Origin of the sequence: Pseudomonas sp. (genome assembly GCF_035554175.1) — a bacterium.
In the GTDB taxonomy this organism is placed as follows: Bacteria; Pseudomonadota; Gammaproteobacteria; order Pseudomonadales; family Pseudomonadaceae; genus Aquipseudomonas.
In genome coordinates, this window is sequence record NZ_DATMIV010000019.1 from 40,188 (window position 1) to 52,738 (window position 12,551).

Below are 12,551 nucleotides of genomic sequence, written 5' to 3' on the forward strand. Positions count from 1 at the left end.
CTTGTCGCCAAGCGACAACTTCTTATAGCGCAAAACCCTGATTTTCCCGGGTTTACGGCAATGCGACATATAGCGTCGCAAAGGCGCAGTCTACCGGGCGCAGCCGATTTGCGGCAGCTGCGCAGAATACCAAGTCAGCCTGGCGGCGAAGACACAAATATGTACCGCACGGCGATCGCTTGTTGCTGATTTGCTGGGCAATCTTCCCAATGCCAAGGAATGGCCATGCATTTGTCAGAAAGACACCCACCTGCAACCCCGACCGACACCAACGCCGCGCAGCACGCCGACGATCATTATCTGCCGCTGAAAAATGCGATTCCGGCCTGGCTGGGCAGTGCCTCATCGTCCCGACGCGAGGCTCTGAAAGGCGCCAGAGTGACGCTGCCGGCGTCGTTCAAGGCTGTGCCCCTGGGCCAGCACGAGCTGATGAAAAGCCTGGGCGCTGCGCATATCGCCGCGCAAAGCCAGGTGGACAAGAGCCTGGAACACCTGCAGGACGCCGCCGCCTTCGCCGAGCCCTTGCTCAAGGCAGAATTGAAGAGCTGCTTCAATCTCGATCTGGACGTCAGAAACACCTTCGTGCGTCTGTACATCCCCGCCACCACCCCCTGGTTTTCGATCAGAACCGGCGCACGCGTCTGGAGCATTTCACTGCTGGACGCGGCGCTGCACAACTTTGAAGAGAGTGAAACCCGGGACAACGCTTTCGAATCCGACTCGACCTACACCACCGCGCCGACCGCCAACGGGCAGTTCGAGCCCCTGCCCGACATCAAGGCCAGACTGAGCATTCCCGCCTTCACTCAACTGTGCCGCCGGCTGGATATCGGCGCGAAATACAAAGCCAGTCTTGAAGACAATCTGGGTTACTCCGACCCGATGGTCGCGTCGGTATTGCGCAGCAAGCTGGACGCCAGCGAGAAAGCGGCGATGAAAGCCGCGCTGCAATGGGCACGGATGAACCGCGATGTGTCAGAGAGTGCCGCACGCCTGGTCGAGGCTTTGCTCGATGGCATCAAAGGCATTCACATCAACGGCGCGCCCGTGCTGTGTCATGACGTAACGATGCTGTGCGCACCGCTCACCGGCATCGTGGTATTCGCCCCCGATCTGTACATGACGCGCAGCATTGCGCGGGTGGTCGCGTATGTGCCGGATGATCCTGAGCACCCCTTCAAGGAATACACCTCGCCCCTGGAAATGATTGTTGAACTGACACGCCAGTTGCGCTCCAAAGACTATCAAGGGTTCTTCGCCCGCTTCGTCAATCACGAGCAACGCGGGCATTTCTTCAACACTCTCAACAGTCGCCTGAGTGAGATCAAGTGGCACCCGCACGAGCCCGGCAGCAGCCTGCCAGCGTGGCGTGAAGCGCCGGTTGAACGGCCCGACCTGCAGACCGCGCTGACACCGTTTCACGACGATCTGTGGCAGCACCTGCACCAGGCGAAACTGAACAAGATCTTCAACGATGCCCGGGTCATCGCCGTGCCTACCGCCTGGGTCGATCAACGCGCGCGTTGGGCGTTCTGGGATTCGGTGGTCAATATTCTTTCCACCATCGCGCAGACTGCCGCGCTGATCGTCGCACCGTTCGTGCCGGTGCTGGGCGAAGCGATGATGGCGTACATGGCCTATCAAATGCTCGACGAAACCTTCGAAGGCATCGTCGAATGGGCACAGGGCCGTACCACCGAAGCCATGGAACACCTGATGGGAACCGTGGAGTCAATGATTCAGCTGGGTATGTTCGCGGTGGGCGGTGCGATTGGCGCGGCAGAGTTTCGCAAGGTGCTGCCCAAGGAAGTCGTGGCGTTCATCGACCGTTTCAAACCAGTGAAAATGCCCACCGGCGAGACTCGCTACTGGGAGCCCGATCTCCAACGCTACCAACACCCGTTGCGCCCGGATGCCGAGTCGCAACCCGATGCACTCGGTTTGCACAGCCATCAGGACAAACGACTGCTGCCCCTGGAAGACGCCCATTACTCGGTCAAGCAAAGCACAACGCCGGGCCAGTACCGCATCGAACATCCGAGCCGCCCCGACGCTTATCAGCCGGTGGTGCGCCACAACGGCGAAGGTGCCTGGCACACCGAACTGGAACAACCGCTGCAATGGGATGGCGAAACTGCACTTCGCCGCCTCGGCCCTGCGGTCGAGACCTTCTCCCCGGCCGTGCGTGAAACCATCCTGCAGATCAGCGGCAGCAGCGAAGACGCGCTGCGCAAAATGCATGTCAACCAGGAAAAAATTCCGCCGCTGCTCGCCGACAGCATCCAGCGCTTCAAGATCGATCAACAGCTGCAGCGCTTTATCGATCAGCTCGACAGCGACGTCGCCGACAGGTTTTTACGCGCCGATCCGGTGACACAACTGCAATTGCTCAGCGAACACGGTCGCTGGCCGAGCACTCAACGCCTGCGCCTGCTCGATCGCCAGGGCAAACTGCTCTGGCAATCTTCCGCCGACGAAAGCCTGCCCGTCACGCAGCTGCGGCAGGACAGCCTGATCAATGGCGACCTGCTCAAAACCCTGCTCAATTCCCTTGACGAAGCGCAGATCAAGCTGTTGCTCGATGAGCCCTTCGCGGTGACACCGTCGCTGGACGCCCGTAGCCAGACCTTGCGCCAGCAAGTGGCCGGTCTGGCAAAAGCGCACAGAAGCACGCTCTTCGAATCACGCTATCAGGCCCTTCAGCACAACGACGATCCGCTCGCCGCGCAGCTCCAGGCACAGGCCCCCGCGCTACCCGCCACCCTGACCCGCGAACTGCTCGACACCGCCACCGGCAGCGAACTGCTGCAGATCAACGAAGGCCGGCTGCCGCCGCGCCAGCAGGAGCTGTTGCAACTGGCCAGTCAGGAAGTACGCGTGACCCGCGCCTACGAAGGACTGCATCTCGACTCAATAAACAACCCCGACTCCGACGTCCTGGCGCTGCACAGCCTGAAATTGTTGCCGGGCTGGAGCGGTGACGTACGGATCGAAATCCGCGATGGGCGCTATGAAGGCCCGGTACTTGCCAGCGTCGGAAGCGAAGAGGCGCCCGCACAAAAAGTGCTGGTCCGCCATGATGACGGTCGTTATCAACCCTACGATGACCGTGGCCAGGAGCTGCATTCACTTGGTGATTTCTATTCCAGCCTGTTACAGGCCTTGCCCGACAGTGAGCGCCAGAGCCTCAACCTGCAGATCGGCCAGGACCAGGCGCTGAAAACGGCCATCCGCGAACGCACACCGGAGCGCCACGAAGTGCGCACCGTAATTGCCGAGCCCCCCATTCAACCACCGGCCGTCGACACACTACGGCTGCTGGGAGCCGACGGTTATCCTCGCCTTGGTACGCCGCCCCCGGACGATGCACTCATGCGCGCCACTGAAGAAATACGGATCCTGTACCCAAGGATGTCGGACCCGAACGTTCAAAGCCTCGCACACAACATGCTCGCCAGCCCTTCTGGCTGGCGCGCAGAGATGGTCCGCTTGCAAAACGATCACCTGCAGTTGCAAAACGAACTGCATGTGTGGGCCAACAACCCGCCCGCAGTGCACCCCGAAACCGGCCTGCCACTGACATCGATAGAGAAACGCGCAGAGATTCAAAACCGAAGACTGCTGCGCCAAGAGCTGCTCAGCGGCTGGCGACGGGAGAACGCCAGGGCATTGGATCACCGAGGCGTTGCCTCAGGCCACGCCTTGTGCCTGACGCAGCGCATCATGGGCGACTTGCCGGTGCTGTCGGCCGACTTCGGCCACATCACCGAACTGACCATTGACGGCATTACCACGAGCGATTCTCTGGACGGTTTTCTGCAGTCTTTCCGGCAATTGAAAAACCTCGACGCGCGCAACCTCAACGTCCCGAACCTGCCCCAGGCACTGACCTCCATGCCGGCGCTTCGCGAACTGAGAATGCGCAACTGCGCGGTGGGCATGACGCCAGCCAGCGAGTCGGTTCTGGCGTCAATGCCGCAGCTCACACTGCTCGATCTGCAAGGCAACGCGTTGGGCCTGCCGCCGGACCTGCATACGCTGCCTTCGCTGCGTTATGTCAATCTGTCCAAAACCGGCATCCACACAGTGCCGGACGGCGTACTTGAACATCCGAGCCTGATCTCGGGGCAATTCAACGGCAACAACATCACCCATATTCCCGACAGTTTTTTCAACCTGGCCGCCTCCCTCAGCGATGGTTACACCTTTGCCGACAACCCGTTGTCCGCCACCTCTCGCGAGCGCGTCAAAAGCTTTTTCCAGAGTACCGGCACACACTACGGCGTCCGGCCCGATCCGCAGGACCTGCAACGCACCACCCGGCTGTTTCCAGCCCTCGATGACGAGCAAGCCACCCAGGTGCTGTACCGGTTGCCCGGAACATTGGCAGAAGGTCGCGGCCAGCTGTCACGCTGGGAAACCGAGCTCGATCGCCTGGACCTGGAACTGAATCAATGGACCAATCAGGCTTTGTCCACCGATCCTGCAACAGGAGAAGCCCTGTCGCTCAAGGCACAAGAACGCGAGCTGGAGGCCAGGCGATCCTTCGCGCAACAAATGCGCGACTTCTGGAGTCTCCGGACCGGGGTCAACCGCGCTGAAGGATTCAATGCGACGGCCGGGTTCAGCGGTGACATGCCCGTACTCAGCGCCAACTTCGAGCACGTTTCGCGGATCAACGTGAGTGGCAATCCGAACATTTCGGGGACCCTGGCCTTCGTCCAGAGCTTCCCCAATCTGACGACATTGCGATTGCGCAACTTTGATCTGGAACCGCTTGCGCTGGCCGAGACGACGCTGCCAGCGCTGAACGAGCTGGAACTGAAAAATTGCGGCGTGACCCTCACTCCGGAAAACCAGGCTGCGCTGCTTTCCCTGAACAACCTGCGCACACTGGATCTGAGCGACAACCAGTTGGGTACGTTTCCCGACCTCAACCTGTTGCCCGAACTGACGTACATCGATCTGTCCAACAACGGGCTGACGGTCGCCCCCGAAGGCTTGATCAGCCACCCGAAGCTGCGCACTGCGGTGCTGACGGGCAACCGCATCGAAAACCTGCCCGACGCCCTGTTCGACCTTCCTGCTGAACGCAGTGACGGCATTTACCTTTCCGACAATCCGCTATCACCCACTTCCCGCAACAAGATCAAAGACTACTTCCGCACCCATGGAAATGATTTCGAGGTGAGGGCCGACAATCAGGACATTGCCCTGGCCCGACAGTTGTTTCCCGCACTGGACCAGCAAGAAGCCAGCGACTTGATCTACAGCCTGCCCGGCAACCTGGCGGAGGGTCGCAGGCACCTTGTCAGGTGGCGTGAGGATCTGGAGAAAATGCTGCGTGATCTCACCCGGTGGGCAGGGGAAACCCCGACCACGCACCCGGTAACCGGGCAAGTGCTGTCTGCCGATGAATTGCAGGCACAAACCCGGGCGCGAACCGAGTTCAAGCGCGCTCTGGAGGCGCTGTGGCGACTGCGCACGAGAGAGACCGCCACGCGCGGCGTTTTTTTTGCAACTGACCTGAGGTTCTTCGGCGAGATGCCCCGGTTGACCGCGGACTTCAGCCATGTTGCTACCCTGAAGCTGACCGGTAACGCCGCGATCAGTGATCCGGGACCGTTCGTGGAACGATTCTCCAACCTGCAAGCCCTGAAACTGAAAGCCTTCGCGCTGAATGAAGTTCCAGCCTTCGTCGGCCGTCTGCAACAACTCAACGAACTTCAGCTCAGTCATTGCGCCGTGACCCTCACGCCCGCCGGACAGGATGTACTCAACTCGTTGCCCGCGCTCACGCTTCTCGATCTGAGCGCCAACCCATTGCAAGTGGCACCCGATCTTCGGACCCTGCCGGCGATCCGCGATGTTTTCCTCATCAATACCGGGCTCACCGCCCTGCCCGAGGGGCTTGCCGAACACCCCCCGCTCGAAAGCATCTACCTCAACAACAACGCCATCAACGATCTGCCGGACGACTTTTTCAGCCTCGATCCACAGCGCGCCAAAGGTGTACAGCTGACCGGCAATCCGCTGTCGCCGAAGGTCCGCGAGCGTATCAAGACATACTATGCCGCCCACGGTCATCACTTTCAGGTCATGCCCGACCCGGCTGATATCGCCAAGGCCCGCAGCCTGTTTCCGCGCCTGAATGACTATTCGGCCACCAACATGATTTATCGCCTCCCCGGTACGTTGCACGACGGCAAAGTACAACTGCTGCGATGGGACGCGGAAATCAGCCAAATGCTCAGCGACCTCAGCACATGGCGCGAACAGATCCCTGTCAACAATCCTGCGACCGGCCAACTCTGGACTGGCGAGCAAAGAGCCGCACAACTCGTCACCCGAGAGCACTTCGGTGAGCAACTCGAAAAGCTCTGGCGCAGCAGAAGCGCCAAGGACTCGGCGTTACGCCTCAACACGTTCGAAGCCGATGCGACTTTTGCCGGTGAATTACCGGAACTGAGCGCCGACTTCAGCCACATCACGCACCTCAATCTCCAGGGCAACTCGGGGCTGAGTGTGCCCGACAGCTTTTTAAGCAGTTTCAGCGGATTGCAGGGACTGGAACTGGAAGGATTCACCCTCGGCCGGATCCCCCGACCGCTGAACGGCATGCGTTCGCTAAAAACACTGATGATGAGCGGTTGCCAGATCACACTCGATGCAGCGGGACAGACCACCTTGTCCGGGCTGACCCGATTGCATGCGCTGGATCTCTTCAACAACCCGTTGCGCACCGCACCCGATGTCTCGGCGCTGAAGGAACTGACGTTCCTGGACTTTACCGGCACGCAGATCGACAGCCTGCCCCCGGGGCTGGAACAACTGCCTCAGCTGAAAACCGCCTTGCTGAGCGACAACAATATTCGCGAATTGCCCGACGACCTGACGCTGTATGCCGGTCGTGGCGTGGATATGAGCGCCAATCCGTTATCAGACGTTTCCAGAGAACGCGTCAAGGCGTGCTTTCAGTTGAAGGCGGACCATTTCAATGTCTCGGCAGAACCAGCTGACATCGAGATCGTCCAGACGCTATATCCGCAGTTGACTGCCTTCCAGGCCAATGACCTGCTCTACCGTCTGCCCGGTACATTCGCCGAAGGGCGAAGCGAACTGCTGCGTCGACACACAGAGTTCACCACGCTGAAGAACGAGCTCGACAACTGGGTAAGCGGGGCTGCGCAGGATGGCCGGACAGACGATGCACTGGAACACGAAATCACCAACAGAAACGCTTTCAAAGAGCACCTGTTGCAAAGGCTGCGCGAAATGCCCACAGAGCTCATGCGCAGCGAACTGGACTGCGATCTGTCCTTCTCTGGGGAGTTGCCGGTTTTGAACGGACGTTTCGACTACGTTAAGGCATTGCAACTGACGAGCACGGCGACGGTGCCCCCGAAAGTTGACAGGCTGCTGCAGATATTCCCGAAGCTGCAGAACCTGACCATCCGCGACTACCACTTGAACGAGATACCCGCTGCGGTTTTTGCTTTGAACGGCCTGGAGACACTCGAACTGCCTGCCTGCCGCATCGCGCTGACTCGGCAAACCGCCCATGACCTGGGCGCGATGAGCAAGCTGAACTTGCTTGATCTGAGCAACAACCCGTTGAGGATGATGCCGGATCTGAGGAACTTGCGTGAATGCCGCTCACTGCACTTGCGCAATACCGGATTGCGTGAAGTACCGCCAGGATTACTCGACCTCCCCCATCTGGGGTATGCCGACCTGTCGAACAACGCAATTACCGAGCTGCCACCGCAGTTGCACCTTGAGCCGATCGGCAGGAATGCGTCGTTGGACTTCAGTGGCAATCTGCTGAACCCCGAGAGCCAGCAGCGCCTGCAGGCCTACCAGGCTGCCAACGAGATTCGCCTGATGCAAGAGCGAGTCAGAACGGTCAATCTTCACCAGGCTTTGGATGATTTCGAAGACTCGGATTTTTCCGATGGCGAACCGCGGCCCGACAGCGATCGCTGACGGGCGACTAGCCGCGCTCCGGCGGCACTGACGACAACTCGAACGGACTGCTGCTGCGCCGCTGGTTGCGATCTTCCCGCGGCGTGGCACCGAAGAAGTTGCGATAGGCGCTGGAGAAATGCGGCCCCGAAGAGAAGCCACAGGACAGGCCGATCTGGATGATCGACTTGCTGGTCTGCATCAACATCTGCCGGGCCTTGTTCAGGCGCAATTCCAGGTAGTACTGGCTCGGCACGCGGTTGAGATACTGCTTGAAGATCCGCTCCAGTTGCCGGCGGGAGACGCACACGTGCTGGGCGATTTCGTCGGTGGTCAGCGGTTCTTCGATGTTGGCTTCCATCAGCAACACCGCTTGAGTCAGCTTCGGATGGCTGGAGCCGAGGCGGTTCTGCAACGGAATGCGCTGACGCTCACCGCCCTCACGGATGCGCTCGACCACCAGTTCTTCGGAAACGGCACCGGCCAGTTCCGCGCCGTGATCACGGGCCAGCACCGCCAGCAACAGGTCAAGTACCGACAGGCCGCCGCACGCGGTCAGGCGATCGCGATCCCAATCAAACAGGTGGCTGGTGGCGATGACCTTGGGGAAACGCTCAGCGAAATCGTCCTGCCAGCGCCAGTGCACCGCCGCACGATAACCATCGAGCAAACCGAGTTGCGCCAACGGATAAACACCGGCTGACAGACCACCGATCACACAACCGGCCCGTACCACTTGCTTGAGCGCACTGCTCAGCGCCGGGGCCAGTGTGGTCGGCGGCTCGTCGGCGAGCAGAAACAGCTTCTGGAAGTTCTCCAGCTTGCCGGCCCACGGCTCGCCGGGCAATTGCCAGGCACCCTCGGCTGGAGGCTCGGCCTGCAGGAACGACAATTCGTACACCACGTCCGGGTGCACCCGCTGCGCAACTCGCAAGGCCTCCTCCGCCAGCGCCAGCGTCAACGCTTTAGTGCTGGGCCAAATCAGGAAACCTATTCGATGGGCAGTCATGGGCGGGCAATCCGAAACGAACAACGGTGATGAAGGCATGGGCCAATGCTAGCCCGGAAATGAACACAAATCCTGAGTCCGATGCAGATCCCTGTAGGAGCTGCCGAAGGCTGCGATCTTTTGATCTTCCAGAACAAGATCAAAAGATCGCAGCCTCGTTGCACTCGTCAGCTCCTGCAGTCGCGAAGCATGACCTGATTGGGTGCACAACGGCAGCCCTGATTACTTCAGGCTACCCGACAGAAACTGCTGCAAGCGCTCCGACTGCGGGTTGACCAGCACTTCGCGCGGGTTGCCGCTTTCTTCGACGACGCCTTTGTGCAGGAACACCAACTGGTTCGACACCTCACGGGCGAAGCCCATTTCGTGGGTCACGACGACCATGGTGCGACCTTCCTGGGCCAGCGCCTGCATGACTTTCAGCACGTCGCCGACCAATTCCGGGTCGAGCGCCGAGGTCGGTTCGTCGAACAGCATCACCTCAGGCTCCATCGCCAGCGCACGGGCAATCGCCACCCGCTGCTGCTCGCCACCGGACATGTGCCCCGGGAAGGCGTCCTTGCGGTGCGCCACGCCTACCTTGTTCAAGTAGTGCTCGGCTTTCTCGCGGGCTTCGGCCTTGGACACACCGAGTACGTGAACCGGCGCTTCCATGATGTTTTCCAGCGCAGTCATGTGCGACCACAGGTTGAAATGCTGGAACACCATCGACAGGCGCGAACGCATGCGTTGCAGCTGCTTCGGGTCAGCGGCTTTCAGTGCGCCGTCCTTGTTCGCTACCAGTTTCAGCTCTTCGTTGTTGAGCAGAATCCTGCCGGCGTGCGGCTGCTCAAGCAGGTTGATGCAGCGCAGGAAAGTACTTTTGCCGGAGCCACTGGAGCCGATGATGCTGATCACATCGCCGGCGGCCGCTTTCAGGGACACGCCCTTGAGCACTTCGTGACTGCCATAGCGTTTATGCAGGTCTTGGACTTCAAGTTTGTACATGCGGTCGGTTCTCACAAAAACAGTCAGTCAGTCGTTGAGCAAGCGCCCGTGACGCAGCGCTTCGCGCCCCGCCACCTTGGCCAGCCAGAAACCGGGTTGGGCATAGCGCAGCCGTTCAATGGCAAACAGCACCCCGGACGTACCAGCACACACCGTGCTGACCCGATCGGACACAGGGTCGATCACTTGAAAAATCTCGTCGCCCGCCTCGACCCATTCACCGGGCCTGCGGGAAAAACTCACCACACCGGGGTGCGGTGCAAACAACAATTCGGTGCCTTCGAAGGGCATGCCTTCACACGCGTCGTGTGCCGGGGCCGGCCACTCGCCGGTGATCAGGCCTTGCTCGGCAAGGAACGCCAGAATGCCTTCAGCATAGGCCTCGGCTTCGACGCGACCGGTGTCGGCCTGCCCGCCCAGCTCGATCGTGGTCGCCAGACACGCCAGCGGAATCTGCGCATCCGGGAACAACCGCGACAGCCGCAGCCACGGCAACGAGCACGCTTCATCGAACGAGCTGCCGCCGGAATCTTCGGCCAGCAAGCCGACCTTCACGTTCAGATGCGCCGACAGCGAGCGCCACTGCGGCCAGTGTTGCGGCAACGTGTACATGTGCAGCGCGGCGTCGGTATCGCAGTGCAGATCGAGCACGACATCGGCGGTGCAGGCATGGCTGAGCAACACGCGCTGCATGCCCTGTAACTGGCTGCTCGCCTCCGGCAATGCGGCCAGATGATCGGCCATGGCCTGACGGATCAGCCGCACGTTGGCATGCGGATCGTCACCGAGCCGTTCGGCCAGCGCCGCCGCGACCGGGGCGCTGAGCTCGACGAAATCACGGTTGAAATTCTTCCCGCTGCCCGCCTCGAAACGGCCCTGGAAATTGCCTTGCAGCAACTGTCCCAGGCCAATCGGATTGGCCACCGGCACCAGCTCGATCACACCGTTGAGCAGACCTTGGCTTTCCAGTTCGCCGAGGCGCTTTTTCAGCTCCCAGGCGGTGCGCATGCCCGGCAGTTCATCGGCGTGCAGGCTGGCCTGAATGTAGGCCTTGCGCTCGCCCTGGCCGAAGCGAAATACCGAAACCTTGCGCTCGCTGCCCAGGTGACTCCACGGCAACACGTGGTCGATGCGTTCCATATCAGTGCTTCCGCGGCGCGAGGTAGCTCAACCAGCGGCGCTCGGCCAGCTTGAACAGCTTGACCAGAATGAAGGTCAGGCACAGGTAGAACACGCCGGCGGTGATGTACGCCTCGAACGGCAGATAGAACTGCGCATTGACGGTACGCGCCGCGCCAGTAATGTCGATCAGGGTCACGATGGACGCCAGACTGGTGGTCTGCAGCATCATGATCACTTCGTTGCTGTACTGCGGCAGTGCCCGGCGCAGAGCCGACGGCAGCAGGATGCGCTTGTACAGTTTGAAGCGTGACATGCCCATGGCCTTGGCCGCTTCGATCTCACCGTTCGGCGTCGCCTTCAGGCTGCCGGCGATGATTTCGGCGGTGTAGGCGCTGGTGTTGATCGCAAACGCCAGGCACGCACAGAACGTCGCGCTCGACAGCCACGGCCACAGGAAGCTGTCGCGCACCGCTTCGAACTGGGCCAGACCGTAATAGATCAGGAACAGCTGAACCAGCATCGGCGTACCGCGAATCACGTAGGTGTACAGCCACGCCGCGCCGTTGACGATCGGGTTTTTCGAGACGCGCATCAGCCCCAGCGGCAACGCCGCGAGCAAGCCGAAGAACAGCGACAGCGCGAGCAGTTTGAGGGTGGTCAGCAGGCCGCCGAAGTACAGTGGCAGCGCCTCCCAAATGACGTTGTAGTCGAAGATCATAGATCAGCCGCCCTTACGCCTACCGAGTAGCGCTTCTCAAGGTGACGCAATGCCAGCAACGAAACACTGGTGATCACCAGGTACATCGCCGCCACTGCGAGGAAGAAGGTGAAAGGCTCACGCGTGGCATCCGCCGCCTGCTTGGCCTTGAACATCATGTCTTGCAGACCGACCACGGAAATCAGCGCGGTGGCCTTGGTCAGTACCAGCCAGTTGTTGGTAAAGCCCGGGATGGCCAGACGAATCATCTGCGGCACCATCACCCGGAAGAACACCTGAAAACTGTTCATGCCGTACGCCATGCCCGCTTCGGCCTGGCCCTTGGGAATCGCCATGAACGCGCCACGGAAGGTCTCCGACAGGTACGCACCGAAAATGAAACCGAGGGTGCCGATACCGGCGGCCAATGGATTGAGATCGATGTACTCGTCATAGCCGAGCATCGGCGCAACGCGGTTGAGCAAGTCCTGACCGCCGTAGAAGATCAGCAGGATCAGCACCAGGTCGGGAATCCCGCGGATCACCGTCGAATACAGGTCGCCCAGCCAAGCCAGCCAGCGCACCGGCGACAGGCGCAACGCGACACCGATCAGCCCGAGAACGATGGCCAGAGCCATGGACGACAAGGCGAGCTGAAGCGTCAGCCATGCGCCATCGAGGATGACAGCCCCGTAGCCTTTCAACATGATTCAGGTCCTCGAAAGTTGGGATGAAAAAATGGCGCAAACCGCAGAGATTCTGTTGCTTGCG

At 60.5% G+C, this 12,551-nt stretch carries 6 protein-coding genes; 1 reads left to right on the forward strand and 5 read right to left on the reverse strand.

Annotation, left to right across the window (positions count from 1 at the left end):
* The first annotated feature begins 225 nt into the window (after positions 1-225).
* Positions 226-7,986, forward strand: a complete 7,761-nt coding sequence (locus VNV36_RS08545; RefSeq protein WP_325717380.1) for a dermonecrotic toxin domain-containing protein — start codon at positions 226-228, stop codon at positions 7,984-7,986.
* Positions 7,987-7,993: 7 nt separating this feature from the next.
* On the opposite strand, the gene argR is transcribed toward VNV36_RS08545, so the two are convergent.
* The 5 genes from argR to VNV36_RS08570 all read right to left on the reverse strand — a co-directional run bounded on the left by argR (position 7,994) and on the right by VNV36_RS08570 (position 12,487).
* Complete coding sequence (argR, locus tag VNV36_RS08550; protein WP_186529826.1) at positions 7,994-8,974, reverse strand: transcriptional regulator ArgR; 981 nt, start codon at positions 8,972-8,974, stop codon at positions 7,994-7,996.
* Between the two features lie 222 nt (positions 8,975-9,196).
* Complete coding sequence (locus tag VNV36_RS08555; RefSeq protein ID WP_042607206.1) at positions 9,197-9,961, reverse strand: ABC transporter ATP-binding protein; 765 nt, start codon at positions 9,959-9,961, stop codon at positions 9,197-9,199.
* A 27-nt stretch (positions 9,962-9,988) separates the two neighbouring features.
* On the reverse strand, positions 9,989-11,101 hold the full coding sequence (locus VNV36_RS08560; protein WP_325717381.1) for a succinylglutamate desuccinylase/aspartoacylase family protein: 1,113 nt from the start codon (positions 11,099-11,101) through the stop codon (positions 9,989-9,991).
* A 1-nt stretch (position 11,102) separates the two neighbouring features.
* Positions 11,103-11,801 (reverse strand): ABC transporter permease, encoded by a 699-nt coding sequence (locus VNV36_RS08565; protein ID WP_325717382.1) that lies wholly within the window; start codon positions 11,799-11,801, stop codon positions 11,103-11,105.
* Positions 11,798-12,487 (reverse strand): ABC transporter permease, encoded by a 690-nt coding sequence (locus tag VNV36_RS08570; protein ID WP_325717383.1) that lies wholly within the window; start codon positions 12,485-12,487, stop codon positions 11,798-11,800. The genes VNV36_RS08565 and VNV36_RS08570 overlap by 4 nt, the downstream gene beginning before the upstream one ends.
* Positions 12,488-12,551: the final 64 nt, after the last annotated feature.